The 26,388-nt window shown below is 71.9% G+C and carries 20 protein-coding genes; 15 read left to right on the top strand and 5 right to left on the bottom strand.

Annotation, left to right across the window (positions count from 1 at the left end; all coding sequences use genetic code 11):
- The first annotated feature begins 68 nt into the window (after positions 1 to 68).
- The 6 genes from ACZ6K0_RS11470 to ACZ6K0_RS11445 all read left to right on the top strand — a co-directional run bounded on the left by ACZ6K0_RS11470 (position 69) and on the right by ACZ6K0_RS11445 (position 7,757).
- Positions 69 to 1,352 carry an ABC transporter substrate-binding protein gene (locus tag ACZ6K0_RS11470; RefSeq protein ID WP_469231704.1) on the top strand — a complete coding sequence of 428 codons (1,284 nt, stop codon included), beginning with the start codon at positions 69 to 71 and terminating at the stop codon, positions 1,350 to 1,352.
- The gene (locus ACZ6K0_RS11465) at positions 1,349 to 2,368 is read left to right on the top strand and encodes a carbohydrate ABC transporter permease (RefSeq protein ID WP_469231702.1); all 1,020 of its coding nucleotides are present in this window, start codon (positions 1,349 to 1,351) and stop codon (positions 2,366 to 2,368) included. Before ACZ6K0_RS11470 ends, ACZ6K0_RS11465 begins: the two co-directional genes overlap by 4 nt.
- A 7-nt stretch (positions 2,369 to 2,375) precedes the next feature.
- Complete coding sequence (locus ACZ6K0_RS11460) at positions 2,376 to 3,221, top strand: carbohydrate ABC transporter permease (RefSeq protein ID WP_376398518.1); 846 nt, start codon at positions 2,376 to 2,378, stop codon at positions 3,219 to 3,221.
- Positions 3,222 to 3,291: 70 nt separating this feature from the next.
- A complete protein-coding gene (locus ACZ6K0_RS11455) occupies positions 3,292 to 5,235 on the top strand; it encodes a glycoside hydrolase family 5 protein (protein WP_469231699.1) in 1,944 nt (647 codons plus the stop codon).
- A 46-nt stretch (positions 5,236 to 5,281) separates the two neighbouring features.
- Positions 5,282 to 7,036, top strand: a complete 1,755-nt coding sequence (locus ACZ6K0_RS11450; protein ID WP_469231697.1) for a glycoside hydrolase family 35 protein — start codon at positions 5,282 to 5,284, stop codon at positions 7,034 to 7,036.
- A 55-nt stretch (positions 7,037 to 7,091) separates the two neighbouring features.
- Positions 7,092 to 7,757, top strand: coding sequence for an HAD family hydrolase (locus ACZ6K0_RS11445; RefSeq protein ID WP_469231695.1), 666 nt, complete (start codon positions 7,092 to 7,094; stop codon positions 7,755 to 7,757).
- Here the strand turns inward: ACZ6K0_RS11445 and ACZ6K0_RS11440 are convergent.
- Positions 7,732 to 8,685, bottom strand: coding sequence for a LysR family transcriptional regulator (locus tag ACZ6K0_RS11440; protein ID WP_469231693.1), 954 nt, complete (start codon positions 8,683 to 8,685; stop codon positions 7,732 to 7,734). The two genes, ACZ6K0_RS11445 and ACZ6K0_RS11440, sit on opposite strands and share 26 nt — an antisense overlap.
- 229 nt (positions 8,686 to 8,914) lie before the next feature.
- Here ACZ6K0_RS11440 and ACZ6K0_RS11435 point away from each other — a divergent pair, with 229 nt between their 5' ends.
- Both ACZ6K0_RS11435 and ACZ6K0_RS11430 read left to right on the top strand, forming a co-directional pair.
- Positions 8,915 to 9,139, top strand: a complete 225-nt coding sequence (locus tag ACZ6K0_RS11435) for a hypothetical protein (protein WP_376398504.1) — start codon at positions 8,915 to 8,917, stop codon at positions 9,137 to 9,139.
- A gap of 91 nt (positions 9,140 to 9,230) precedes the next feature.
- Complete coding sequence (locus ACZ6K0_RS11430; RefSeq protein ID WP_376398501.1) at positions 9,231 to 10,463, top strand: serine hydrolase domain-containing protein; 1,233 nt, start codon at positions 9,231 to 9,233, stop codon at positions 10,461 to 10,463.
- A 43-nt stretch (positions 10,464 to 10,506) separates the two neighbouring features.
- Here ACZ6K0_RS11430 and ACZ6K0_RS11425 read toward each other — a convergent pair whose 3' ends face one another.
- Both ACZ6K0_RS11425 and ACZ6K0_RS11420 read right to left on the bottom strand, forming a co-directional pair.
- Positions 10,507 to 10,923, bottom strand: a complete 417-nt coding sequence (locus tag ACZ6K0_RS11425) for a universal stress protein (protein WP_469231691.1) — start codon at positions 10,921 to 10,923, stop codon at positions 10,507 to 10,509.
- 1 nt (position 10,924) lies between these two features.
- Positions 10,925 to 12,427, bottom strand: coding sequence for an APC family permease (locus ACZ6K0_RS11420; RefSeq protein ID WP_376398495.1), 1,503 nt, complete (start codon positions 12,425 to 12,427; stop codon positions 10,925 to 10,927).
- Between the two features lie 211 nt (positions 12,428 to 12,638).
- Here ACZ6K0_RS11420 and ACZ6K0_RS11415 point away from each other — a divergent pair, with 211 nt between their 5' ends.
- The 3 genes from ACZ6K0_RS11415 to ACZ6K0_RS11405 all read left to right on the top strand — a co-directional run bounded on the left by ACZ6K0_RS11415 (position 12,639) and on the right by ACZ6K0_RS11405 (position 15,764).
- Positions 12,639 to 13,754, top strand: a complete 1,116-nt coding sequence (locus ACZ6K0_RS11415) for an ABC transporter substrate-binding protein (RefSeq protein WP_469231688.1) — start codon at positions 12,639 to 12,641, stop codon at positions 13,752 to 13,754.
- 119 nt (positions 13,755 to 13,873) lie between these two features.
- Positions 13,874 to 15,220, top strand: a complete 1,347-nt coding sequence (locus tag ACZ6K0_RS11410) for a hypothetical protein (RefSeq protein ID WP_469231686.1) — start codon at positions 13,874 to 13,876, stop codon at positions 15,218 to 15,220.
- Between the two features lie 67 nt (positions 15,221 to 15,287).
- Positions 15,288 to 15,764 (top strand): hypothetical protein, encoded by a 477-nt coding sequence (locus ACZ6K0_RS11405; RefSeq protein WP_469231684.1) that lies wholly within the window; start codon positions 15,288 to 15,290, stop codon positions 15,762 to 15,764.
- Positions 15,765 to 15,853: 89 nt separating this feature from the next.
- On the opposite strand, the gene ACZ6K0_RS11400 is transcribed toward ACZ6K0_RS11405, so the two are convergent.
- Both ACZ6K0_RS11400 and ACZ6K0_RS11395 read right to left on the bottom strand, forming a co-directional pair.
- The gene (locus tag ACZ6K0_RS11400) at positions 15,854 to 19,159 is read right to left on the bottom strand and encodes a S8 family peptidase (protein ID WP_469231683.1); all 3,306 of its coding nucleotides are present in this window, start codon (positions 19,157 to 19,159) and stop codon (positions 15,854 to 15,856) included.
- Positions 19,160 to 19,862: 703 nt separating this feature from the next.
- Complete coding sequence (locus tag ACZ6K0_RS11395) at positions 19,863 to 21,185, bottom strand: hypothetical protein (protein ID WP_469231681.1); 1,323 nt, start codon at positions 21,183 to 21,185, stop codon at positions 19,863 to 19,865.
- 272 nt (positions 21,186 to 21,457) lie between these two features.
- On the opposite strand from ACZ6K0_RS11395, the gene ACZ6K0_RS11390 reads away from it, so the two are divergent.
- The 4 genes from ACZ6K0_RS11390 to mvaD are packed head-to-tail and all read left to right on the top strand — an operon-like array spanning position 21,458 to position 26,382.
- Positions 21,458 to 22,939 carry a hypothetical protein gene (locus tag ACZ6K0_RS11390; protein ID WP_469231679.1) on the top strand — a complete coding sequence of 494 codons (1,482 nt, stop codon included), beginning with the start codon at positions 21,458 to 21,460 and terminating at the stop codon, positions 22,937 to 22,939.
- A 7-nt stretch (positions 22,940 to 22,946) separates the two neighbouring features.
- On the top strand, positions 22,947 to 24,323 hold the full coding sequence (locus ACZ6K0_RS11385) for a hydroxymethylglutaryl-CoA reductase (RefSeq protein ID WP_469231677.1): 1,377 nt from the start codon (positions 22,947 to 22,949) through the stop codon (positions 24,321 to 24,323).
- Entirely contained in the window at positions 24,320 to 25,384 is a 1,065-nt protein-coding gene (locus ACZ6K0_RS11380) for a mevalonate kinase family protein (RefSeq protein WP_469231676.1), read from the top strand. Before ACZ6K0_RS11385 ends, ACZ6K0_RS11380 begins: the two co-directional genes overlap by 4 nt.
- The gene (mvaD, locus tag ACZ6K0_RS11375; RefSeq protein ID WP_469231675.1) at positions 25,381 to 26,382 is read left to right on the top strand and encodes a diphosphomevalonate decarboxylase; all 1,002 of its coding nucleotides are present in this window, start codon (positions 25,381 to 25,383) and stop codon (positions 26,380 to 26,382) included. The genes ACZ6K0_RS11380 and mvaD overlap by 4 nt, the downstream gene beginning before the upstream one ends.
- Positions 26,383 to 26,388: the final 6 nt, after the last annotated feature.

Here is a 26,388-nt window from a genome sequence, read left to right as displayed (position 1 = left end):
AAGCATGGACGAAGGCGCCGACCGGGCAGCACATCCGCCCCGCACACACCCTCACAGAAGGACGGGACATGAGCGCACGCAGAACCGACCTTAGCCGACGCGGATTCCTCACGGGATCGCTGCTCGTCGCCGCCGGAAGCATCCTGACCACCGCCTGCAGCACCGACCCCACCGGCGGTTCCGCCACCGGGGCGAAGACCACCCTCAACGTCTGGTACCACGCCTACGGCGAGGCCGGCACCCAGCAGGCGGTCCTCCGCTACGCCACCGCCTTCACCAAGGCCAACCCGGACATCGCCGTCAAGGTGACCTGGGTCCCCGGCGACTACGCGGGCAAGCTCAACGCCACCCTGCTGACCGACGCCGCCCCCGACGTCTTCGAGATCGGCGACTTCAGCGAGAGCCTCGCCCGCCGGGGCCAGATCGCCGCGCTCGACGACGTGTACGGCAGCGCCAAGGGCGACTTCAACACGAACGCCGTCGAGTCGGTCGGCGTCGACGGCAAGCTCTACGGCGTCAAGATGATCGACGACGTCATGATGCTCTACTACCGCAAGAGCGTCCTGTCGAAGGCCGGCATCACCCCGCCCACCACCTTCGACGGCCTCGTCGCCGCGGCGAAGGCCCTCACCACCAAGAAGAACAAGGGCCTGTTCGTCGGCAACGACGGCCTCGGCGACTCCGCGACCCTCGCCGTCTTCTCCAACGGCGGCGACCTCGTGACCCCCGACGGCAAGGTGGCCTTCGGATCGGCGCAGGCGCTCGAAGCGCTGACGGGCCTGAAGCGCCTCCACGACGACAAGTCGCTGCTCCTCGGCTTCACCACCGACTGGTGGGACCCCGCCGCCCTCACCCAGGGCGTCGTGCCCATGCAGTGGGGCGGACTGTGGTCGATGCCGGCCGTCACGGCGGCGCTCGGCGACGACTTCGGCGTGGTGCCCTGGCCCGCCTTCAAGGCCGGCGGCGCCCCCGTCGTACGGGTCGGCGGATGGACCAGCTGCGTCAACGCCAAGGGGAAGAACACGGCGGCGGCCAAGAAGTTCGTCCAGTGGCTGTGGGTCGAACAGGCCGACCTGCAGAAGGACTTCGCCGAGAACTACGGCTTCCACGTCCCGCCGCGCACCTCCGTCGCGGCCACCGCGAAGAAGCTCTCCGCCGGCCCCGCCAAGGAGACCGTGGGGCTCTCCCAGAAGTACGGGAAGCACTACCCCGGCACCTGGGACACCGCCGTGAGCAGCGCCTTCAACGCGGCCGCCGCGAAGATCGTCGGCGGACAGGGCGACCCGGCCGCCCTCCTGGCAGAAGCGGTGAAGAAGGCCCAGAGCGAGATAGACAAGCAGCGCGGCCGATGAATCCCGCGACCGACCTCACGCTGAAGCCCGAACCGGCCGGGCGCCTCGCGGACACCCCGCGGGGCCCCGGCCGGGCCGGCCGCCCCCGCACCGGCCGGGCACGCACCGGCCGGCCCCGTGTCGGCCGCTCCGGCTGGATCGCCTTCGTGGTGCTGACCGCGCCGACGCTCATCGGGCTCGGCGTCTTCAAGTACGTCGCCATCGGCTGGAGTTTCCTGCTCAGCCTCAGCGACGCACGCGGCACCATCGCCCTCGGCGACTGGGTCGGTCTGGACAACTACCGGACGCTCCTGTCCGACCAGGCGTTCCGCGACTCCCTGCTCCAGATCCTGGTGTTCACCGCCTTCATCGTCCCGGTCACCTTCGCCGCCTCCCTCGGGCTCGCGCTGCTGGTGCACCGGGTCCGCAGGGGCCGCGCCCTGCTGCGCACGACCTTCCTCATCCCGGCGGCCGTCTCGTACGTCGCCGCGTCCCTGCTCTGGAAGATGTCCCTGTTCAACGGACTGCCGGCGGGCATCGCCAACACGATCGGCGGCTGGTTCGGCGCCGAGCCCGTGGCCTGGCTGCAGTCGAGCTCGCCGCCGCTCTACTGGGTCGTCCTCGTCACCCTGCGCCTCTGGCTCCAGGTCGGCTTCTACATGGTCCTCTTCCTCGCCGGACTCCAGGCCATCCCCCAGGAGGTCAACGAGGCCGCCGCACTCGACGGCGCCACCGGCCGACGGCTCCTCACCAGGATCACCCTGCCGATGCTGCGGAACACCTCCGTCGCCGTCCTCATGCTCCTGTTCATCGCGGCCTTCCAGGCCTTCGACGAGTTCTACAACCTCTTCAACAGCGGGCTCTCCGGAACCGGCACCGCCCCCGTACAGACCCCGCTGGTCCACCTCTACAACACCGCCATGGGCAGCCAGAACTACGGACTCGGCTCCGCCGGAGCCTTCGTGCTCACCGCCGTCATCGTCGGAGTGACCCTGATCCAGGGTCGGTTCACCGGCTTCGGCAGGAGCGGAGAGTGAGACACGCGTGACCACCCTGCCCGGACTCTCCCGAGCGGTGCGCCTCCTCGTACGCGGCCTGCTCATCGGCCTGCTGACCGCGGCCTTCCTCGCCCCCTTCTACCTGATGCTCCGCAACTCGCTGATGGACTCCCCGAGTCTGACCGCACCGGAGTGGACGTGGTGGCCCTCGTCCATGCACTTCGAGAACTTCAGTGACCTGTTCGCCGACCCCGCCGTCAACATGGGCAGCGCCCTCGGCAACTCGCTCCTGATCGCCGGCATCACCGCGCCCGTCTCCACGCTCCTCGCCTCCGCCGCCGGCTACGCCCTCGCCCGGATCCCCGTCCCGGGACGCGGAGTGCTGCTCGCCCTGGTGGTGGCGACGCTGATGATCCCCGGCTCGGTCACCTTCGTGCCCACGTTCGTCGTCGTCGGCTCCATGGGAGGCGTCAACACGCTCTGGGGCATCATCGTGCCCGGCCTCTTCAACCCCTTCGCGGTCCTGCTGTTCCGCAACTTCTACCTCCAGTTCCCCACCGAGATCGAAGAGGCCGGACGGCTCGACGGCCTCGGCTGGCTGGGCCTGTACGGCCGGATCGCCCTGCCGAGCTCCGGAGCCATGCTGGCCTCGCTAGGAGCGCTGTCCTTCATCGACAGCTGGAACTCCTTCCTGTGGCCGCTGGTCATCGGCCAGGATCCGTCCGCCTGGACCGCGCAGATCGCGCTGTCCACCTTCCTCACCTCGCAGACCATCAACCTGCCGGGGCTGTTCGCCGGCGCCGTCGTCACCATCACGCCCCTGGTCGTCATGTTCCTCGTCGCCCAGCGCTACATCGTCGAAGGCATCGCCACCAGCGGCCTCAAAGGCTGACCCACGGCCCACGCCCCCTCACGCCGCACCACAAAGAACAGGCTCACGACCCCTTCCGCAAGGAGATCCCGTGACACCTCGCACCCTCATCCGACGCGCGACCGCGGCCCTGGCCGTCCTGTCCGCGCTGATCGTCGGCGCCCCCGCCGCCGCCGCACCCCTCCAGCCGGACGCGGCGGCGTCGGTCGCGGCGCCCGTCCCCCTCACCGGCCCGCAACTCGCCGCCTCCTGGACCGCCCCGCTGTCGACCCGGGACCGGTACGTCGTCGACGCGAACGGCGACCGGTTCAAGCTCAAGTCCGGGAACTGGGCCGGCGCCCAGGGCACCTGGCAGGGCAGTGGTGACGTCGGCGACGTCGCCAACCACCAGGCGAGGCAGATGTCGCACAACCTTCCGCTCGGCCTGGACAGGAAGCCCATCGCCGGGATCCTGGCCGACTTCCACGCCCTGGGCCTGAACAGCATCCGGCTGCCGTTCGCCAACGCGGTGATCCACGACACCACCGTCGTCCCGGACTCGGCCGTCGCCGCCAACCCGCAGCTCAAGGGCAAGACCCCGTTGCAGGTGCTCGACGCCGTCGTCGGGGCCCTGACCGCGGACGGCTTCGCCGTCATCCTCAACAACCACACCACCAGCTACCGCTTCTGCTGCGGCCTGGACGGCAACGAGCGCTGGAACAGCGGCCAGTCGACCCAGCAGTGGATCGACGACTGGGTGTTCCTGGTGAAGCGCTACCAGGCCGACAAGCGGGTCGTCGGAGCCGACCTGCGCAACGAGGTCCGCCGCGACACCTGGAACGATCCCAACTGGGGCTGGGGCAACGACCACGACCTCTACAAGGCCATGGAGGAGGCCGGCAACAAGATCCTTCAGGCCGACCCGGACATGCTCGTCATCATGGAGGGCATCAACTGGCAGGGCATACCCACCGACCTGACCCCCCACGGCCGCCCGACGCTGACCCCCGTCGCCACCCTGTCCCACACCCTGATCCGCTCCGACAAGCTCGTCTACGCGGCCCACTTCTACGGCTACACGGGGCCGAACCACACGGGCGCCACCGGCACGGGCGAGACCCACGACCCGCGCTACGAGGAGTTCACGCCGGCACAGCTCGCCCAGGTCGTCGACGACCAGGCCCTGTTCGTCACCCGGTCCGGCCAGCACTTCACCGCACCCGTGTGGATCAGCGAGTTCGGCGCCGCCGGCCGCGGGGAGCCCGACGCCAGGGAACGCGCCTGGTTCACGAACTTCACCGACATCCTGGTGAGGAACGACACCGACTTCGCCATCTGGCCCCTGGTCGGCTGGACCGACGCGAACGGCACGCCCCAGGACAACTGGGCCATGGTCAACTACAGCGCGAACGGCACACGGCTCGGTGTCATGGACGCCGGCGACTGGCGCGCCACCGACTGGAACAAGCTCGTCGGCGCCTCCGGCAGGACCGGCCGGATCGCCCCCGCCACGCGCTGGAACATGCTCAATCTGGACTACGCCGACTACAACGTCTCCGCCACCATGCTGGCCAAGCCGGACTGGTCCCCGGGCAACCGCAAGGCCAACTGCCCGGACACCCAGCGACTCGTCGGCCTCGGCCGCAGCGACAGCCGCGGACTGTGCACCGACGCCGGGCAGCCGGCCAAGGCGAGCGGCCCCTGGACCGTCGTGACCGACGAGCGGTACGTCACCGGGAGCGACTGGGCCAGCGGCTACGACAAGCGCCAGTGCCCCGACCGCACCTTCGCGGTCGGCTACAGCGTGAGCGGCAGCGCCATGTCGGCCCTGCTGTGCGCACCCGCGGCCGCCTCCCTGCCCACCACCAACCGCGTGCTCTGGTTCGACAAGGGCGACAACCGGCCCGCCACCGGCGGCTCGACCGCCAGCGACTGGGCACCCGGTTACTACAAGGGCCAGTGCGCCGACAACGAGTACGTCGCCGGTGTCGCCTTCACCTGGAAGTGGAACCACGGCGGCGTCCCCGACGCCCTGCTGTGCCGCCCGCTCGCCTAGAAACCGACCGCCGCACCCCGACAGCCCTCTGAGGAGCACCACCGCCATGTCCCGACTGGAGATCGCCGACGACGGCTTCCGTCTCGACGCCCACCCGTTCCGGATCATCTCCGGAGCCCTGCACTACTTCCGCGTCCACCCGGAACAGTGGGCCGACCGACTCCACAAGGCACGGCTGCTGGGCCTCAACACGGTCGAGACCTACGTCCCGTGGAACGCGCACGCCCCCCGCCGCGGGGAGTTCCACCTCGACGGAGGTCTCGACCTGCCCCGCTTCCTCGACACCGCCGCCGCCGAAGGACTCCACGTCCTCCTCAGGCCCGGCCCGTACATCTGCGCCGAGTGGGAGGGCGGCGGCCTGCCCTCCTGGCTCCTGGCCGAGGACGACCTCGTCCCGCGCAGCCGCGACCCCCGCTACCTGAGCGCCGTCGACGACTACCTCGGCGCCCTCCTCAAGCCGCTCCGCCCCTACCTCGGCAGCAACGGCGGGCCGATCCTCGCCGTCCAGGTCGAGAACGAGTACGGCGCGCACGGCGACGACCACGCCTACCTGGCCGAGCTCGCCGCCATGCTGCGCCGCCACGGCGTCGACGTCCCCCTCTTCACCTGCGACCAGCCCGCCGACCTCGCCCGGGGAAGCCTCGACGGCGTCCTCGCCACCGCCAACTTCGGCAGCCGCGCCGCCGAAGGCCTGGCGGCGCTGCGCGCGCTCCGGCCGCAGGGCCCGCTGATGTGCTCCGAGTTCTGGATCGGCTGGTTCGACCGCTGGGGCGGCATCCACGCCCGCCGCGACGCGGCCGACGCCGCCGCGGAGCTCGACACCCTGCTCGCCGCCGGCGCCTCCGTCAACATCTACATGTTCCACGGCGGCACCAACTTCGGCTTCACCAACGGAGCCAACGACAAGGGCACCTACCGCCCCACCGTCACCTCCTACGACTACGACGCCCTCCTCGACGAGGCCGGGGACCCCACTCCCAAGTACGCCGCCTTCCGCGAGGTCATCGCCCGCCACGCGCCCGTCCCCGCCGACCCCGTACCCCCGGTCGCGCCCAAGGCGGCGTACGGGCCGGTGGAGCTCACCCACACGGCCGGCCTGCTGGAACACGCCGACGACCTCGGCGTCCCCGCGACGGCCGACCGGCCGCTGACCATGGAAGAGCTCGGCCACCCCTTCGGCTTCGTCCTCTACGAGACCGACCTGCCCACGCCGGGACCGGCGGTCCTGCACGCCGAGCAGGTCCACGACCGCGCCCAGGTCTTCGTCGACGGGCAACCGGTCGGCGTCCTGGAACGCGAGAACCACGAGCACGCCCTCGCCTTCACCGTCCCCCGCCCGGGAGCCCGCCTCGCCGTCCTGGTCGAGAACCAGGGACGCGTCAACTACGGGCCGCGGCTCCGCGACCACAAGGGCCTGCTCGGCCGCACCACGATCAACGGCACCCGGCCCGCCGCCTGGCGCAGCCGCGCCCTGCCCCTCGACCGCCCGGACACCCTCGCGTACCGGCCGTTCGTCCCCGAACGGCCGCCGGTCGGACCGGCCTTCCACCGGGGAAACCTGACCGTGGACGAGCCGGCCGACACCTTCCTCCACCTGGACGGCTGGACCAAGGGCCTGGCCTGGATCAACGGCTTCCCCCTGGGCCGCTACTGGTCCCGCGGCCCCCAGGCCTCGCTGTACGTCCCCGCTCCCGTCCTGGTACCGGGCGTCAACGACGTCACCGTCCTCGAACTCCACGCCGCCGCCACGCGTCACGTCCACCTGCGCGACGCCCCCGCCCTCGGCGCCACCGAGGAGTGACCCGACCCGGTGCGCCGGCCCCACCGTCCCGAGCCCATCACCAGGGAGCATCCCCGTGCCCGTGCACACCGAACTCCAAGCGGTCCTCTTCGACATGGACGGCACACTCGTCGACACCGAGCGGCTCTGGCGGCGGACGGTCGAGGAAGAGGCCCTCGGCCGGGGCATCGCCCTCACCGACGCGGACCTCGCGTTCGTCCTCGGCCGCGCCGTCGAGGACTGCGCCGCGCACCTCGCCTCGCGTACGGACGGCCGGGTGGACGCGGCCGTGCTGGGCGACTCCCTCGAACGCCGCTTCACCGCACTCGTACGCCGACAGGTCGTCCCCCTCCCCGGGGCCGTGGAACTCCTCGCGGCGCTCCACGCCGAGGGCATCCCCACCGCGCTGGTCTCGGCCTCGCCGCGGCCGGTCGTGGACACCGTCCTCGACGCCCTCGGCCGGCACTGGTTCACGGTCTCCGTGGCGGCGGGCGAGACGCCGCGCACCAAGCCGTACCCCGACCCCTACCGGGCGGCCCTGACAAGACTCGGCACCGCCCCGGCCTCCTGCGTAGCCGTGGAGGACACCCCGACCGGCGTCGCCTCCGCCGAGGCGGCCGGCTGCCAGGTGGTGGCCGTACCCTCCCTCACCGGCATCGCCCCGGCACCCCACCGCACCGTCGTGCGCAGTCTGCTGGACGTGGACGTCGACCTGCTCAGACGGCTGACGGCCGCTCCGTGAGGAGATCCGGCGCGGGCGGATCGGGCAGCCAGTCCCGCGCGGGGTCGTACTCCAGCCAGCGGCTGCGCCGTGCTTCCGCCGCGCAGGCGGCGGTGAGGGCGCTCAGCCCCGGGTGCCCGCTGCCGGTGCGCCACACCAGCGACCACGCGTACAGCGGCGTGGGGTCGACCAGCGGGACCGAGCGCAGCCCGGGGACGTCCGGCAGGGGCACGTCGGCGGGCAGCAGCGAGAAGCGCCGCGGGTCGGCCGCCACCTCGCCGAGGAAGTGGGCGAGGCCCAGGTTGGCGCTCTCGGCCCGGTCGCGGATGCCGAACCGGTCGGCGAACCGGCGGAGGAAGTCGAGCCGGTCCAGCGCACCGGGCGCCCAGAGCACGCTGCCGCGCAGCCGGTCCGGCCGCAGCGACGCCTCGGCGGCGAGCGGATGGTCCGCGCCGAACACGACGTCGACCGGTTCGAGGCGGACGAGCCGGTGCGTCAGCCCGGCGTGCGGCGGAGGGTGGATCCGGCCGAAGGCCGCGTCGATGTCGCCGCGCAGCAGGGCGTTCGTCACCGCGGGAAGGTCGCGTCCGTGCCCCGACACCAGGTCCCCGGCCTCGCGGGCGACCTGGGCCAGAGTCCTCATCGGCGCGTAGAGATGCCCCCAGACGTCCACGCGCAGCGGCCGGCCGTCCCCCGCGACCGCCGCGACAGCGGCGTCGGAGGTGGCCAGCGCCTGCCGGGCGGGCGGGAGGAAGCGCTCGCCGGCCGGGGCGAGCCGCACACCGTTGCCGCCGCGCTCGAACAGCCGGGTGGCGAGCAGGGCTTCCAGCCGCGCGATCCGCTTGGACAGGGCCTGCTGGGAGATGCCGAGCGTCCCGGCGGCCCTCCCGAAATGCAGCTCTTCGGCGGTGCGCACGAAGGCACGCACCTGCGCCATGTCGAGATCCACGGCTCTCACCCTAGGTGACAACCAAGTGTTGTCGTCAGGGCCTGACCGGGTGGTGGCGGTGCTGGTTCAGGTCGGCGACCAGCATGATCGCGGTGTCGAAGACTGCCGCATCACGGCAATGACCTGGTGCGTCGTGGTGCGTCACGATGATGCGGCATGATCATCGAAGACGCGTTCGATGACGGTGGCCGGGAGAGCCGGCGGCCGGGAATCGCCAGGGGGAGACGGTATGGCCAAGGTCGTGCACGCGGAGATCGGGGACAAGAGGTTCCGCTGCCACGTCTGTGACGGAGACGTCTTCCGTGAGCGGGAGGTGAAGCTGAACAGCACGGGGATGGAGTTCTTCAACATGGCCTGGGCCAACGAGTCGGCGAACGGTCTCATCTGCCTGACGTGCGGCTACGTCCACCTGTTCGTGCCCGGCCGGCTGACGCTCCACCGCGCGCAGGGCTGAGTCCCGGACGCGCTCGGCGGCACGGGTGACGCCCCCGCGGGTCGACGGCCGCCGGGCCGGCGCGCGGGCGCTCCCGGCCGATACTCCGGCCATGACCTCAGCCCGTTCCACCTCGCGGTCGCGCCGTGCGGTCGTTGCCGCGCTCACCGCACTCGTCACCCTCGGCGCACCGCTCACGACGGCCGGCACCGCGGCGGGCGACGGCGGCCACCGGCGGCCGTGCGCCGCCTCCCGGCTGCCCGACCACGGCACGGCCCGCGACGTCCGGCGCATCGCCGAGCGGGCCGCGGCGGACCTCGGCCTGCGGTCCGTGATCCTGCGCGTCACCGTCGACGGCCGCGAGGTCGTCACCACCGCCCTCGGCGAGTCGATGACGGGGGTGCCGGCCGACCCCGCCCTGCACTTCCGCAACGGCAACGTGGCGATCAGCTACCTGGGGACGGCGCTCCTGCGCCTCGTCGACCAGGGCGTCGTCGGCCTCGACGACCCCGTCGCGCGCTGGCTGCCGGACCTCCCGCACGGCCGGAGGATCACCCTGCGCATGCTGGCGGCGTCCACCACCGGTCTCGTCGACTACGTCCGCCTCCCCGCGTTCCAGCAGGCCGTCACCGCCGACCCGTTCCGCCAGTGGACGGCGAAGGAGGTCGTGGCCCTCTCGACCGGCGAGCAGCGGTGGTACGAGCCGGGCACGAACTGGAGCTACTCGCACGCCAACTTCGTCCTCCTCGGCGCCGCCCTGGAGAAGATCACCGGCACCCGTCTTGACGTCCTGATCCGGCAGCAGGTCACCGGCCCGCTCGGGCTCCGCGAGACCCGCAACGGTTTCACCCCGGACATCCCCGAACCCGCCCTGCACGCCTTCACCGCCGACCGCGGGACGTACGAGGAGTCCACCTACTGGAACCCCTCCTGGACCACCGCGCCCGGCGCCGTCCAGACCACCGACATCTGCGACCTGGCCCGGTCGGCCGCCGGCCTCGGCTCCGGCGAGCTCCTGTCCCCGTCCTCGTACCGTCAGCTGCTGAACCCGGGAACGGTGGGACTCGGCCACGCCACGCGGAAGTGCCCGGCGACCGTCTGCCTCGCGAACACCCAGGCCACCCACTACGGCATGGGCGTGGTCGTGCTCGGCGACTGGATCGCCCAGCACCCCCTCTTCTTCGGCTACTCCGCCTCCATGGCCTATCTCCCGTCGGAGCGCCTGGCCATCGCGGTCTCGACCACGCAGGGCCCCACGACCCCGGACGGCCACACCGCCCACGTGATCGCCCAGCGCATCGCCGCCGCCCTGGCCCCCGGGCACCCCGTCCCCGACTTCGGCTGAGCCGCACGCCCGACCGGGGCGGGTTGCCGGGGTCTCGGGGCGCTCATTCCTCGGGAGGCACGCAGAGCACCGGGACGCTCGACATGTGCAGGAGTTTGTGGGGCGTCGAGCCCAGGAGCGCGCCGCGCATCGGGCTCTCGCTCCAGCTGCCGACCACGATGACCCGCGCGGCGTGCCGGTTCGCCGCGTCGATCAGGGCCTGGGCGGGTGCCTTGTCGATCACCTCGACGACGGTCGGCACCCCCGCCAGGTCGGCCTCCGCGACGGCGTGCGTCAGACCGTCGCGGCCTACCTGGCGGATGGCCTCGTAGTGGGAGGCGTACTCCTCGCCGACGGGGCCCGGCGCCGCGGCCCCGTAGACCAGCACGAGCCGCTCGTCGAACGCGGCGGCCACCTCGACCGCGATGCGCAACGCGCGAGCGGCGCCGGGGGATTCGTCGTAGCCCAGCACGACCGACATCTCAGGGCTCCTTCCGCCGGCCGTGGACCAGGTCGGGGTCGGCCACGCCCGGGCGCTCCCGCCAGAACGCCGGTTCCCGCAGGCGCCGCACGACCATGACGACCACGCCGGTGAGGGCGATGCCGATGCCGATGACGAGCGGCGGACCGAGGCCGAACCACGAGGTGCCGCTGTACGAGTTCTCCGGATCGGACATGTCGGAGACCGACCGCACCAGGAGCCACGCGAGCAGTCCGGAACCGATCAGGGGGCCGAGGCCGATCAGCAGGAAGTTGTGGACGCTCTCGAAGAGGTGGCGGCGGTAGTAGATGACGCAGGCGACACCCGTGAGCGCGTAGTAGAAGGCGATCAGCAGCGACAGCGCGGTCAGCGAGTCGAAGAGGGCGTTGGAGCTGATCTGGTTCACCACGAGGTACCAGGCGGTGGCGATGCCGGCGACCCACCACGTACTCACGTCAGGGGTGCGGAAGCGCGGGCTGATGTGGCCGAAGTGGTCGGGCAGTGCCCGGCGGCGGGCCATGGACAGCGCCGTGCGGGAGGCCGGGATGATGGTGGTCTGCGTGGAGGCGATCGCCGAGGTGCAGACGGCGAGGAGCAGGATCCAGTCCCAGCCGCCCAGGACGTCCGTGGCGAGCTGGGCGAAGATGAACTCCTCCTCCCCGGCGTTCTCGGCCAGGAACGTCGGACCGGCGTAGGCCACGACCGCGAATCCCACGGACACGTACGTCACGAGCAGGATCACGGTCGACCAGATCCCCGCCTTGCCGGGGGCGGTCGCGGAGTCCTTGACCTCCTCGGTGAGGTTGACCGCCGATTCCCAGCCCCAGTAGATGAAGACGCCCAGGAGAAGCCCGCCGGTCAGCGCCGCGCCGCCGGCGCCGAACGGGTTCAGCCAGCTGAGGGCCGGCTCGACCGAGTCGTACTTGCTCGTCCCGTCGTAGACGCTGGCGAACGCCACGCCGACGAAGATCAGCAGGCAGGCGACCTGCGCGAGGATGAGGACGTTCTGCACCTTCGCCGACAGCTCGGTGCCGACGACGCACACGGCCGTCATGACGAAGATCAGCAGCACCGTGAGCAGTTGGCGTACGAAGGTGTTGTCCACCCAGCTGTCGAGGCCGACGGCCAGCAGACCGAAGGTCACGGCCACGTCGGCGAGCGAGCCGACGACCAGGACTCCGGTCATCGCGATGGCCCAGCCGCCGAGCCAGCCCGCCCACGGGCCCATGGCGCGCGTGACCCAGGAGAAGGTGGTGCCGCAGTCCTGGTCGACCTTGTTCAGGTAGTAGAACGCCGAGGCGATCAGCAGCATCGGCACGAAGGCCGCGAACATCACGCCGGGGGCGTAGATCCCGACCAGGGCGACGACGGGGCCGATGACGGCCGCGAGGGAGTACGCGGGGGACGTGGAGTTCAGTCCGATGACGAGGGCGTCGACGAAGCCGATCGCGTTGGCCTTGAGGCCCGCCGGCCGCCCGGTGGACCCGGCATCCTCGGCTGCCATGTTCCCTCGCTCCGGTTGGACCCCGACAGAACAGCGAGACGTATGCCTTCATCGTAGGAAGGTCCGGCCGCACCTGCATGCGGAGCAGCGGCGTCCCACGCGAACGAACAGATAATCGGTTGCCTGCGGGGAGGGTGGTGGATCCAATGACCGGCAGGTCCACGGTCCCGGCCGTTCGCGACCGCATCGCCCCAGGGGAAGGCACCACCCGATGAACACGTCACCATCGCCGTCCGGAGCGCATCATGCCGAGGAGGGGGCGTCCGTCCGCCTGGGCGCGCTCGTTCCGCTGACACGGCCCGGCTGGGTCGAGGCGGGACGGCACCTCCTCGCGGGACTGGACCTGGCCGTCACCGAGGTCAACGACGCCGGCGGGATCGGCGGGCGGCCCCTGGAGCTGGTGGTCCGGGACACCGCGGCCGATCCGGAACGGGCCGCGGCGGCCGTGGACGACCTGGCCGGTCTGGGCGTGGCCGCCGTCGTCGGTGAGTACCACAGCGTCGTCGCCCGCTCCGCCGCCGCCCGGGCCGACGCCCTCGGCGTGCCCTACCTCTGCTCTTCCGCGGTACTCGACGCGCTCACCGAGCAGCCGACGGAGTGGGTCGCGCGCCTGGCACCGGCCCAGTCCCACGGCTGGCGGATCTACGCGGACTTCCTCCTCGGCGCGGGCCGGCACCGGATCGCCGTGGTGACCCAGCCGAGCGTCTACTGGGCGTCCGGGACCCGCATCCTGCGGGACCACCTCGCCGCGCGCGGCGGCACCGTCGTCGAACTCGACGCGAACGAGCTCACTCCCGAGGCCCTGTGCGACGCGCTCGTCGACCACGGGGCGACCGCGCTCCTCCTGCTGGTCGGCCAGCCGGAGCCCGCGGTACCGATCGTCAGGGCCGTCCGGAGCGACCGCCGGCTCGCGGAACTCCTCGTCGGCGCTCCGGCGGGACAGCCCGAGTTCGCGGAATGGGCCGCCGTCCTCGGCGCGGACGGCGCCGGGATCCCGTTCCTGCGCTACCTGCCCGAGCACCTCGGCCCCCTCGGCGAACGCGTCGGGAAGGAGCTCCGCGCGCGGCTGGGCGAAGCGCCCTCCTTCGTCGCCTTCGAGGGCTGGGACGCCGTCACCGTCCTCGCCGACGTGCTGCGTTCCCACGGCACGGACCGGGCGGCGATCGCCGGGGCGTGGCCGGACGTGGCGGTCGAGGGCACGCGCGGCACGATCCGGTTCTCCCGTACGCCGGGCATCGGCGTCCGGCAATGGGCCTGGCCGCCGGTCCAGGTCGTCGACCGGGACCCGACGGATGCCGATCGGTTCCGGATCCTCCGCACCGGCTGAGCGAGGACGGGTTGCGCACGGGGGCGGCTCCGGCGGCCGCCCCCGTGATCTGCGCTCTTCTCTTGTGTGATGATCCACCGGACGTGGATCCGCAGGTGGATCCATGGGGGAGAGAGACCATGACGACCACGGACGCCAACGGCGTCGACCTGTCCGGTGTGACCGGCAGGCTCATCCAGACCGTCGACCTACGGGACAACCCGGCCCCGCAGGCCATCGCCACCGACACGAAGAACGGGTGGATCTTCGTTCTCCAGCTGGAGTCCTCGGGGACCGCGCCCAAGAACTCGGGCAACATGTACCTCAACCGCATCAACCGGCGGACCGGTCAGCCCGACGGCCAGATGCAGCTGATCGGCTTCGGCCACGGCCTGTCGTTGGTCGCCCTGCCGGACGGCGACGACACCTACCTGTGGACCGAGTGCGGCAGCGCGGCGGCGGCCCCCCTGTACTTGAAGGGCGAGTACGCGTTCGGCAAGGCCGTCACGCGCTTCAAGTTCGAGAAGGACGGGGTGCTCGCCGCCCAGTCCATCCCGGCCCCGCAGAGGTTCACCCCGCCCGGCAGCACGGAAGCCGTCGGCCCGTCGTACGACCCGACGACGAACCTGCTGACCGTCATGTACCACAAGGGCGGCAAGCGGCAGTTCACCCGCTACGACGCCACCCTGGCCGCCGCGGGCACCTGGACGCCCGTGGGCACGACCTTCGTCATGCCCGACAACGAGAAGACGGTGCCCCCGGGCCTCCCCCAGGAGCCCCCGGTGCAGGCCACGCTCGTCGCGCAGGGCTTCCAGACGCTGGGCGGCATCCTGTACGCCTACCACTGGGCGCCGTTCGACGTGGAGGACCACGAGAACCCCGGCTACGCGTTCATCACCGCGTACGAGTGGTCCGACACCTGGGCGGGCGGCGAACGTCCCCGTCTCAGCCAGGTGATGGTCACGAGCGCCCCCGGCCTGAAACACCGCGAGCCGGAAGGCCTCGCGGTCGAGATCGACCCCGATACGCAGGAGACCCGCCTGCTGTTCGGCTTCAGCGACAAGGTCGCACCCACGTCGGGCGCACGGAACGTCACCATCGGCTGGTACCCGACGAAGCCCGCCGTCGACGGCGTCAAGGTCCTCGCCGACTGGGAGGACCTCACCCTCGCGCCCGGGTTCACCGCCGGGGCGGAGCGTCCGCGCGGCCGGCTCATCGCTCTCGCCGGCACCACCTACCTCCAGCTGCGCGGCACCATCAACCCGCCGGCCGGCGGGATGACCGCGGACGGCAGGATCGCGACGCTGCCGCACCGGCTCCGCCCGACACTGGTGGCCCGGCAGAACGTGCCCCGCAACAACAAGGCGGGACGCTACATCTGTCGCGTCGAGGCCGACATCCTCGGCGATCTGCGGGTGTACGGCGCGTACGAGGACAACGCCATCACCTGGATCGACCTGGACAGCTTCTCCACCGTCTGGCGATGACGGACCCTCGGTCCGCAGCACGCCGCCCCTGAACTTCCCCTCTTCTTCCCGATCCGGAGGATCGCGCATGGCCCAGCACACGACCAGCCGTCGTTCCCTGCTCACCGCGGCGCTCGCCGCCCCGGTCGCCGCCGTCGGCGTCCCGCTCGTCACCGCCGCCCCCGCCGCGGCCGCGGAGCCCACCGACGGCTGCCAGACCGTGGTTCCGTGGACCGACGTCACCCCGGACGCCTCTGTCACCCCCGAGGCCGGCTCTCCTTACCAGGCCCGTGTCATACGGCTCGCGGGCACCGAGTTCCTCCAGCTGCGCGGCGTTCTGACCTGCCCCGTCCCCCTCACCGCGGACGAGTTCATCGGTACTCTGCCGCCCTCGATCCGCCCGCCCAAGACGACCCGCGGCACCGCGACCCGGAACAACAACGCCGGGGTCAACGCGATCCGCGTCGAGGCGTACACGACCGGCCTCGTCAAGGTCTTCGGCCCGACCTCGGCCAACCCCGCCACCTGGATCCAGCTGGACTCCTTCTCCTCCGTCATGCGCTGACGCCCGTCGGCGCACCCGCTCATGACGGTGCGGCGTCACCACCAGAGGTGGTGACGCCGCGTCAGGCGAGTCAGGTCAGCGGGTCGGCGTCACTTGCCGAGCCACGCGTTGTGGATCGTCAGCTTCGACGTGTTGCCCTGCTTGTCCGCGACTTCGGCGCGGAGGGAGATCCCCGCGTCCTTCGCCGGGTTCTTCACGGAGACCTTGCCGTTCGTGACCTTCACGAGCTGCCAGGTCGTCCCGCCGTCGTAACTCACGGACACGGCGAGGGACTTGAGGTTGGTGCCGGCCGCCGAGCCCTGCACGGTGACCGGGACCAGGACCGACGCGCCGGCCGGGGCGCGCGAGGCGAGGTCGACGGGGGCCGCGAAGCGGACCGTGGACACGGGCAGCGCCGTGGTGGCCGTCACCTGCTGCGAGCGGAACGTGAAGTCGGCGTCGACGCGGGTGGAGACCGCGGCGACGTTCGCCGCGCGCTCCACGGAGGTCGTCAGCCGGTACTGGGCATCGGAGGCGCCGACCGTGAAGGGCATCTCGCCCGTCAGCGGGTCGTCGTTCTCGGCGACCTTGACGCCGTCGCGGTACAGCGTCGTCGTGGCCGAGGTGTGCTTCGTACGGCCCGCGTGGCCCTCGCCGTCGGCGAACAGCGGAAGGGAACCGACGATCTGCTGCTCGCCCGTGGCCAGGTCGGGCGTCGTGCGGAAGACACCCATGTTCTCGCCCAGGAGCGGGCCGAAGACGCCCGTGTTGAACGTCTCCCGGTACGTCTTGCCGGCCGCGTACTTCTTCGGCCGGACCATCTCGTACCCGCCCTCGAAGGCCGGGTAGCCCCACTCGTTGGGCTCGCCGAACTGGTTGAACCTGGTCAGCCAGGAGACGCCGTCACCGGTGGAGACGAGGAAGGTACGGATCCCCGGCGCCGCCTGGTACGGGGAGAACGAGTTGCCCTCCGGAGCACCGGGCACCACGGGGTGGGGGAAGACGAGCGTGGTCTTCCCGGGAGCGGAAGCGCCGAGACCGACCTTCAGGGTGGCCAGCTCGTTCGCCTTCACGTGCTTGGTGTAGCCCGTCGCGACCTTGCTCGTCTTGCCGCCGAAGCCCACCGCGTACTGGGTGGTGGCGTCCTTGGCGAAGTGGGCGTCCCACGTCTGCAGGAGCGAGCCGTCGGTGACGGCCGGACCCAGGTGGGCGGTGCGGAAGCCCGTGAAGTTGTCGAGGACCCAGCCGTTGCCGACGCTGCCGCGGTCGGTGGCGACCTCGTAGTACGTGCCCGCGTTGTCGGCCTTGGTCAGGCCGGGCACGGTCAGCTCCACCGGCTTGGTGATGCGTGCGTCGGCGACCAGCGCGGTCTCTCCGGTGATCTCCAGCTTCGGCTGCGCGATCCAGTCGGTGCCCTTGGCGTAGTCCGACGGGTCCTGGTAGACGGCCGTGTTGAAGGTGTACGTGCCCTTGGGCACCCGGATCGTGTGCGTACCCGGCTCGTTGTCGACGCGGGTCGTGAACCCCTCGGCGCCGCCGTCGATGCCGGTGAGGCTGCTGGAGAAGTTCGTGGCGTCCGCGCCGTCGCGGCCGATGGTCCTGAGGGTGATGTCGTAGGACTCCGCCTCACGGACGACGACCGCGGCCGTGCGGACGGACTGACCCGCGCCGGTGGCGGTGACGTAGCCGGAGAAGGTGCCGTCGACGCCACCGACCCGGGTGTCGGCGATCAGGTCGACCTCGACCCGGCCGCCGGCGGGCACGGTCACCTGGTTCGCGCCGAGCGTGAAGAATCCGGCCGGGGCCGGCTTGCCCGTCGGGTCAAGGGTGGTCACCGACAGGTCGAGGGTGACGTCGCTGGTCCCGAGGTTGCGGTAACCGACCTTCTGCGTCTGGGGCTTGTCGTCGGCGTGCGGCCACTGCGCCTTCTCGTAGGTCAGCGAGACCGGGTCGGCGATGACGCTCTGGGCCAGTGCCCTGTCGACCTGGACGCGGCCCGAACCCTGCTGGAAGGCGGTGTAGTCGCCCCCCTTGGTGGACGCGACCAGCGCGCCCTTGAGCTCGGTCGACTTCCAGTCCGGATGCCGCTGCTTCAGGATCGCCGCCGCGCCCGCCACGTGCGGGGTGGCCATCGAGGTGCCGTCGATCGACAGGTAGCCCGGGGCCGGGTGCGGTGTGCCGGGGCGCGTGTCGATCAGGCTGCCCGGGGCGGCGGCCGCGGTGATGGCGACGCCGGGCGCGGTCACGTCCGGCTTGACGGCACCGTCGCCGGCGCGCGGGCCGATGCTGGAGAAGGGCGCGAGCTTGTCGTCCTTGTCGACCGCGCCGACGGTCAGCGCGGCGTCCGCACTGCCCGGGGAGCCGACTGTCTCGTCGCCGTACTCGCCGTCGTTGCCCGCCGCGACGGCGAACAGGATCCCCTTCTCGGCGGTCAGCCTGTTCACCGTGGCTTCCACCGGGTCGACGCCGGGGCTGTCACCGCTGCCGAGGCTGAGGTTGACGACGTCCGCGCCTTCGGTGGCGGCCCACTCCATGCCCGCGATGACGGCCGAGTCGTCCCCGTAGCCCTCGTCGTCGAGGACCTTCCCGCTGATCACCTTGGCGCCGGGAGCGACGCCCTTGTACGTCCCACCGGACTTCGCGCCGGTGCCGGCGGCGATCGACGCGACGTGGGTGCCGTGTCCGACGCGGTCCACGGCGTCGGGCGAGGCGGAGAAGTTCTTCTCGCCGACGACCTGGGTCTTGAGGTCGTCGTGGGTCTTGTCGACACCGGTGTCGAGGACGGCGATCTTGACGCCCGTCCCGTCGTAACCGGACTCCCACGCCTTGTCGGCGCCGATCTGCCGGACGCTGCGGTCCAGGCTCGCCTTGCGCACCCCGTCCAGCCACACCTTGCCGATGCCGGCCGCCGCGGTGGTGGCGCGCGCGCCGCTCTTCTGCTGGCTGGTCAGGGCGTCCCACACCTTGGCCACGTCGTCCTGCGACGTACGGATGGCATCGGCGTTGAGGGACGGGAACGTGCGTCGAAGCTGGGTGTCACCGGCGGAACGCACCTCGGCCCGTGCGGCGCCGGCGCCCCCGTCGTACTGGACGATCAGCTTGAGCCCGTCGCGGTGGCTCTTGCGCAGCCGCGGGTCGCTGAGCTCGTTGATGTCGAACAGCCGCTGGTCCAGCGTGCCGTCGGCTATCAGGCGCTGCGCGTCGCTGGGCACCAGCAGGTACTGGTCCTTGATGCGCTGCACCTGTACAGGTATGTGCTCACGGCCCTTGGCGGCCTCGAAGCCCAGGACCTGGCCCTTGGCACCGACCACGACATGGTCGCCCGTGATGAGCTGGATCCGCTGGCTGCCGTCGAAGCGGGTGGTGTTCGGTGCGGGCGTCGTGTTCGCCGCGATCGCCGTCGTGGGGCCGGTCATGCCTGCCACGAGAGCCACCGATGTGGCCGCTGCGATGCTGAAGGCGCGTGCTCTCTGCACGTGTGCGCGCAAGTCTCCCCCAGGAGCTTGGAAGGAAATGGAGGGGTCATGTCCAGCGGTGGGCACGAGGCCACTCGCCGCTGGTCAGCGCAGTATGTGAGGCGAGAGAGACGTGAGGGATCGAGCCGCGCGAGTTCAAGCCATCCTGGCGGCCGCGAGTTCGATGGGGCGACGATGGGAGTGTGACGAGTGTGTGACACCGGCGCGATGCTTGTGCGACACCGGCGCCCTGCGGCCCCGCCGGATCGCGGTCCAGGGCAGGCCCCGCCCGGGCTTCGGGGACCGACACCCCTGCGGCCGGAGCGCGTTCCTCCCATTGGCCCGTATCCGCACCTTGAGGAGACCCTCCCGCGCGGTGTCGCGCGGGAGAGTCCTTCGTGGTCGTCCGGTGTCAGCGGTGTCAGCGGTGGCTGTCGGGCGTGGGCGCCGCAGCTCGGCCGTGGTCGGCGTGCGGTACGCGTAAGACGCGGAACTGCCGTCCGGTGGGCAGCGGGAGGGGGGCCGCCACGGCATGCGTCACGGTGGTACGAGGGGGCGGAGGACTGGCGAACTGATAAACGGACGGATCGTTCATGGGAGTACTACTGCCTGTAGGAGGTGCCGGATACTCCCCGCTCCGGCGACCGTCACCCGTTCGCCACACCTAGCGAGGACCGGCCCTGGACGTCCGGGGAAGCGGGGAGAGCCGGCCGCGCAGTCTCGCCAGCTCGACCGCCGTGGCCGGCGACCCGTTCGTGTGGTGCCGTTCCACGTACCTCGCGTAGGCGTGGCGCGCGGCGTGGACATTCCCGGTGTCCAGTTCGAGATGGGCGAGTTGAAGCAGGCTGACGCCGATCGTGCGGTGCTCCGTCACGGGTCGGGCGCGCAGTGAGGCCCGCAGGTGAGAGAGCGCCAGCTCGGGTCGGCCGAGTACGCGGTGCACCTGCGCGCTCTGGTAGAGCAGCGCCGGCTCGGGGTAGCGGTCGGGCCTGCCCTCGGTCGCCGCAAGGGCGAACTGCTCCTGCGCACCGTCCAGTTCGCGCCGCGCCTTGGTCGCGTCGTTGAGCCGCGCGGTGGAGACCGCCTGTTGGGCGAGCGCGAAGGCGCGCACGGCGGGGCCGGCGGGGCCGGCGGAGGCCGGGAGGCAGAGTGTCGCCGCCTCCGCCAGCTGTGCGGCGTACCGGTGGTGCCCGAGGGCTCCGGCCTGGGTGCTCTGGTCGCGCAGTGCCATCGCCTGGGCGGTGGAATCGGATGCCTCGGTGGCCAGCAGATAGGCGAGTCGGTAGTGGTGCTGGGCGTGGCCGTGGGCGTTGTCGTCGGTGTGGGTGCGGCCGACGAGACGGAGCAGTTGGGAGGTTGCGGAGAGCAGGGCCCGGTGGTGCTCGTTCGTCGAGGGCTGCCGGAGCCAGGGCATGACCTGATGGCGCAGGTAGACGGTGAGCAGGCTGCGGGCCGCCGCGCCGCCGAAGGCGTCGTAGTGCTGGGCTCCGTACCGGGTGACCGCGTCGACCGCCTCGATGTGCCGTGATCCGACCCGCTCGGTGCGGCCGGGGAGGGGCGTCGGGGCGGGCCCGCTGGGGTGGCCGGGGAGCCGGCCGAGCTCGTACAGCCGGGGCGGAATCGATTCTTCACCCTTCGTGTACGGAAGGGTCTCGCGGTGCAGCAGGGCGACGGCGTCGTAGGGAGAGCCATCGTCCAGTGCCTCCCGGTCCTCGGCGTCGGCCCCGTCGCCGGCCGGGAGGCCGAGCTCGTGCGGGAGGACGGCGCGGCCGAGCCGGCGCGAGAAGGCCGCCTCCAGGAGTTGCGGTCCCGGCGGCCGGGGCTGGGTTCCCGTCAGCCAGTGGGCCACGGTGGTCCGGTCGTAGCCGACGCTCAGTCCGCTCTCACCCGCGATGCCACGCAGAGCCGCGGCCAGAGCGGGACCGTTCCAGCCGGCCTGGCCCATCATGCGGCGCAGTGCGAGGTTCGGTCTGCGGCTTCGTCCCATGGGGTGCTCCCGGCTCCGTGTGGTGCGAGGGCGCTTTCGCGCGGTGGGGATGTCCTACACGAGGTCCGGGATGCCGAGAATTCCTTTCAACGCTTTCAACGCTTTCCACCCTTTCAACGGTTCGACCCGTCACCTTCCGGGGTCTCTCAACATCTGCGGCCTTTCAACCGATGCGACGAGCAATTCGCCGATCTCTCCGATCGTGGACTGCTGCAATGGCCTGACGCAGCAGACCAGCAGGGCCGCCATCAGGCCCGGAACGGGGGAGCGGAGTGAAGTTCGCATTCGAGGAAACCGTGGGCATCAGCGCGATGGGCTGCTACCTGCCCCGATTGCGGGTGGACTTGCGCCAGTGGTGCGAGTGGACCTCCGGCGACTGGGGAAAGGTCGCCGCCGTCACCGGCCGGGCCTTCCGGATGGCCGGTCCGGACGAGGACGTCTACACCATGGCGGCCACCGCCGTCCTCCGGCTGATCCTGGACAACGGCATCGACCCGCGGCGCGTCGGCTTCCTGGCGCTGGGCACCGAGTCGAGCACCGACAACGCCTTCGGGGCCGTCACCGTGCGCGGGATGATCGACCGGGAACTGCGCAGACGGCGGATGCCCGCCCTGCCCCGGGACGTGGAGGTCCCCGAGTACAAGCACGCCTGCCTGAGCGGGATGTACGCGCTGCAGGGCGCGGCCCGCTTCGCGTCGCTCGACCGCGAGGGCCGGCAGGCCGTCGTCGTGGCCTCCGACATCGCCGAGTACGAGCGCGGGAGCTCGGGCGAACAGACCCAGGGCGCGGGCGCCGTGGCGATGCTGGTGGAACGGTCCCCCGCGCTGCTGGCGATCGACCTCGGCGGGGCGGCCGGAGCGTCCGCCTACCGCGGCCCGGACTTCCGCAAGCCGGCCGCCCGCCACCGTATCGACGGCTACGCCGCCGGGACGCAGCGGCTCAGCGACTTCCCCGTCTTCAGCGGCCGGTACTCCGCCACCGCCTACCTGGACGCGGTCACCAGCGCCGTCGAGACGCTCTGGGCCGCCGACGCGGCGGCCCCCGCCGATCAACTCGACCGCGTCCAAGGCCTGTTCATGCACCGCCCGTACCGAAGGATGCCTGTCCAGGCACTCTCCTTCCTCCAGGTCCGCGCGATGGCCGCCTCCCCGGCGCGACACCCCGAACTGGAACGCCTCTGCCGGGGCTACGACACCGCCCTAGACGACGTCCTGGCGGAACTGCGCGTCGAACCGGACCTCTACGGCTCCGTCCTCGCCGGGCAGCGGGCCCCCGCGCCGTGGCCCGCCACCGTCGCCGTCAGCGCCCACCTGCGCGCGCAGCCCGCCTTCCGCGCGTTCGCGCAGCGCGTCCTCGGGTCCGGCGCCGACCTCCTGGAGGAGGTCGGCAACCTCTACTCGGCCTCACTGCCCGCCTGGCTGGCCGCCGGAGTCGAGGACGCCGCCCGGCAGGGCGTCGAACTCGCCGGTGCGCCCCTCCTCGCGGTCGGCTACGGCAGCGGCGACGCCGCGCTCGCCCTGCCCCTCACCGCTGTCGACGGATGGCAGGCCGCAGCGGCACGCATCGGCTTCCGGCGCTCGCTGGACAACCCCGTCGACCTCGACCGCGAGCAGTACGAGGCGCTGCACGACCGGCGGGAGGTCCCCGGCCTGGCCCTGCATCCGTGCGAGCAGTTCACGGTGGACCGGACCGGCACGGAGTACGGGCGGGACTTCCAGGACCTCGCCGTGGACTACTACGCCTACGAGTACTGAGACGGCCATGAACACACCGAACGGAATCGTCACCGAAGAGACGCCGTCATGCGACGCCCGCGCAGACGCCGGCGCTGACCCCCGCGCCGACACCCCTGCCGAGGCCCGTGCCGACCCCCGCGCCGACACCCTCGCCGACGAGATCGCCCGGGGCGCCCGGAGCCTGCACGCCCTGCCGGCCGACCTGAGCGCGGACGAGACCGCGCTCGTGCGGCGTACCGCCCTGGCCCGCCGACACGGCGTGGCGCTGCCGGCGATCGGCGACTACAGCACGAGCCTGGCCCGGGCCCGCTGCGAGAACGTCATCGGCGCCGTCCAGGTGCCGCTGGGCGTCGCGGGACCCCTGCTCGTCCACGGCGAGCGGGTACGGGGCGAGGAGGTGTACGTGCCGCTGGCCACCACCGAGGGCGCCCTGATCGCCTCGGTGGCGCGCGGCTGCAGGGCGCTGGGAGCGGCGGGCGGGGTCACCGCCCGGGCGGAGGACGTCGGCATCACCCGGGCACCGGTGTTCGCGACCTCCGGCATCGAGGAGAGCCACCGCCTCGTCGCCTGGGTGGGACGACACCTGGAGGAGATACGGGCCCTGGCCGCCACGTGCAGTACCCGTCTGCACCTGGAGGAGGTCCGGCCGCAGGCCGTCGGAACCTCCGTCTACCTGCGGTTCAGGTTCACCACCGGTGACGCCATGGGGATGAACATGGCGACCATCGCCTGCGAGCGGATCGTCCGCGAGCTGATCGAACCGGCCACCGGCGCACGCTGCGTCGCCCTGTCGGGCAACTACTGCACGGACAAGAAACCCGCCGCCGTGAATCTCTTGGAGGGCCGCGGCAAGCGCGTCTTCGCCGAGGCCCGACTGGACGCGGAGGTGCTCGCACGCGTCCTCCACACCGACCAGGAGCGCTTGTGCGAGGTGCAGTACCGCAAGAACCTGCTGGGCTCGGCCGTGGCCGGCGCGCTCGGCGGCTTCAACGCCCACTACGCCAACATGGTCGCGGCGTTCTTCCTCGCCACCGGCCAGGACATCGCCCAGGTCGCCGAGGCCTGCCAGGGCATCACCTGCGTCGAACCCCACGGCGACGGCGTCTACGTCTCCGTCTTCCTGCCCGATGCACCGCTCGCCGCGGTCGGCGGCGGCACCGGCCTCGACACCCAGCGGGAGGCCCTGGCGCTGCTCGGCATCCACCCCGGCACCGACACGGTCGCGAGGACCGACGCGAGCACCGAGGCGGTCGCGAGCACCGAGGACGGCCACGACGCCCTGCGCCTCGCAGAGATCCTCGGCGCCGTGGTCCTCGCGGGCGAACTGAACCTCCTCGCCGCCCTGTCGAGCGGCGCGCTCGCCTCCGCGCACCAGCGGCTCGGCCGACCGGTGGCACGGTGACCACCGCGCCGGCCGTGCTCGCCCGGGCACCCGGCAAGCTCATCCTCGCCGGTGAACACGCAGCCGTGAGGGGCGGCCCGGTACTGGCCGCCGCCCTCGGACTGCACTGCACCGCCGTCGTCCGCCCCCGCGGGGACGGAGCCGTGGAACTGCTGCTGCCCGACGTCGGCGTACGCCGCACCACCGACTGGCAGACCCTCGGTGCCTACACCGCCCGGGCACGGCGGCGTTGGTCGGCCTTCGCCGCCGCACCGGGAGGTCCGGCCTTCGCGGTCGTACGGGGCGACGACCCGGCACACGTCGTGGCCGCGACCCTCGGCGAGACACTCCCGCACCTGCGCCGAGCACCTTCCGGCATCACCCTCACCGTGAGGTCCCGCATCCCGGTCGGGGCGGGCTTCGGCAGCTCGGCCGCCACCGCCGTCGCCACCTGCGCGGCCGTACTCGCCCACCACCACGGGGCACCCGATCCGGAGACGGTCGCCGCGGTGGCCGCCCGTACCGAGCGCCTGCAACACGGCACCCCCTCCGGCATCGACACCGCGACCGTGCAGCACGGCGGCACCCGTTGGCTGCCCCCCGGCACCCACAGGACCGGCCGGGCGGCCCGGCCGCCCATCGACGAGACGGCGCTGGGCATGTTCGAACTGCATCACACAGGACCGGCCGGAGAACCCACCGGCCAGGTCGTCGTCGCCGTCCACGACCGCCTGACCCCCCAGGCGCTGGCCCAGGCCGAGCAGGCCACCACGGCCCTGCGCACCGCACTGGCCTGCCCACGGCCCGCCCGGTCGGAGGTCATCGCCGCGATCCGCGACAGCGCGCGCTTCCTCACCCGGCTCACGGTCGTCCCGGAACCCGTCGCGACGGTCATCCGGACCGTGGAGGAGCACGGGGGAGCCGCCAAGATCTGCGGCGCCGGATCACTCACAGGACCCGGAGCCGGCGCCCTGCTCGTCGTCCGCCCCGACGGCGGCCGGGCGACCGACCTGGGCCTTGACCGCTTCACACCCGTGGCCGCGCCGCTGGGCGTCGCCGGACTGCATTGGGAAGAGCTATGAACAATCCCGTCACCGCCGTGGCGCCGGCCAACATCGCCCTCATCAAGTACTGGGGCATGACCGACCCGGCCGACGTGCTGCCCGCCAACCCCTCCCTCTCCATGACCCTGAGCCGGTGCGTGTCCCACTGCACCGCCGAGGAACTGGACGCGGAGGGAGAAGACGAACTGTGGTGGCGCACCGCGGACGGCAGCACCGTACCAGCCCCCGCGCCGGTCGCCGACGGCATCCGCCGCCACCTGCGACGGCTGCGCGACGGCGATCGTCCGGCCCTGCGCATCATCACCGGCAACACCTTTCCCACGGCCGCCGGCATCGCCTCGTCCGCCTCGGGATTCACCGCGCTCACCCTGGCCGTCACCACCCTGCTCGGCCAGCGGCCCGACCCCGCCGACCTGTCCGTACTCTCACGGCTCTCCGGCTCCGGCTCCGCCGCCCGCTCCGCCTTCGGCGGCTATGTCCGATGGCCCGGCACACCCGAGGACCCGAGCAGCGCCGCCGCCCAGGTCCTCGACGCCGACACGTTCCCCCTGTGCGACGTGATCGCCGTCGTCGACAACCAGCCCAAGGAGGTCAGCTCCCGCGAGGGCCACCGACGGGCCGTCACCAGCCCGTACTTCGCCCGCCGCCTGGAGACTCTCCCCGCGCGCACCGCCACGGTCGAACACGCCCTGCGGACCGGGGACTTCACCGCCCTCGCCGCGGCGGTGGAGGAGGAGGCGATCGACCTCCACCTGATCGCGATGTCCGCCGCCCCTCCGGTCTTCTACTGGCAGCCCCCCACCGTCGCCCTCCTCGCCCTGGCGCGAGAACTGCGTGCCGACGGCCTCGACGTCTGCGCGACCGTCGACGCCGGCCCGAACGTGCATCTGCTGACCACCCCCGCCCACCGCGACCAGGTCCTGGACGCCGTCACCGCGACACCGGGCGTCCTCACCACGATCCCCGACGAAACCGGCACCGGTCCCTATCTCACCGACGACCACCTCACCCACTGACCGGAG

This window comes from Streptomyces sp. NPDC042346 (assembly GCF_055581845.1).
Note: the sequence above shows the minus strand (reverse complement) of the source record. Positions and strands in the feature narration are given on the sequence as shown.

Coding starts and splice junctions, on each gene's coding strand:
- ACZ6K0_RS11430 (WP_376398501.1), top strand. CDS start 9,231: ATGACCTCAGCCCGTTCCACCTCGCGGTCGCGCCGTGCGGTCGTTGCC.
- ACZ6K0_RS11410 (WP_469231686.1), top strand. CDS start 13,874: ATGACGACCACGGACGCCAACGGCGTCGACCTGTCCGGTGTGACCGGC.
- ACZ6K0_RS11405 (WP_469231684.1), top strand. CDS start 15,288: ATGGCCCAGCACACGACCAGCCGTCGTTCCCTGCTCACCGCGGCGCTC.
- ACZ6K0_RS11425 (WP_469231691.1), bottom strand. CDS start 10,923: ATGTCGGTCGTGCTGGGCTACGACGAATCCCCCGGCGCCGCTCGCGCG.
- mvaD (WP_469231675.1), top strand. CDS start 25,381: ATGAACAATCCCGTCACCGCCGTGGCGCCGGCCAACATCGCCCTCATC.
- ACZ6K0_RS11395 (WP_469231681.1), bottom strand. CDS start 21,185: ATGGGACGAAGCCGCAGACCGAACCTCGCACTGCGCCGCATGATGGGC.
- ACZ6K0_RS11435 (WP_376398504.1), top strand. CDS start 8,915: ATGGCCAAGGTCGTGCACGCGGAGATCGGGGACAAGAGGTTCCGCTGC.
- ACZ6K0_RS11465 (WP_469231702.1), top strand. CDS start 1,349: ATGAATCCCGCGACCGACCTCACGCTGAAGCCCGAACCGGCCGGGCGC.
- ACZ6K0_RS11415 (WP_469231688.1), top strand. CDS start 12,639: ATGAACACGTCACCATCGCCGTCCGGAGCGCATCATGCCGAGGAGGGG.
- ACZ6K0_RS11470 (WP_469231704.1), top strand. CDS start 69: ATGAGCGCACGCAGAACCGACCTTAGCCGACGCGGATTCCTCACGGGA.
- ACZ6K0_RS11420 (WP_376398495.1), bottom strand. CDS start 12,427: ATGGCAGCCGAGGATGCCGGGTCCACCGGGCGGCCGGCGGGCCTCAAG.
- ACZ6K0_RS11450 (WP_469231697.1), top strand. CDS start 5,282: ATGTCCCGACTGGAGATCGCCGACGACGGCTTCCGTCTCGACGCCCAC.
- ACZ6K0_RS11385 (WP_469231677.1), top strand. CDS start 22,947: ATGAACACACCGAACGGAATCGTCACCGAAGAGACGCCGTCATGCGAC.
- ACZ6K0_RS11400 (WP_469231683.1), bottom strand. CDS start 19,159: ATGACCGGCCCCACGACGGCGATCGCGGCGAACACGACGCCCGCACCG.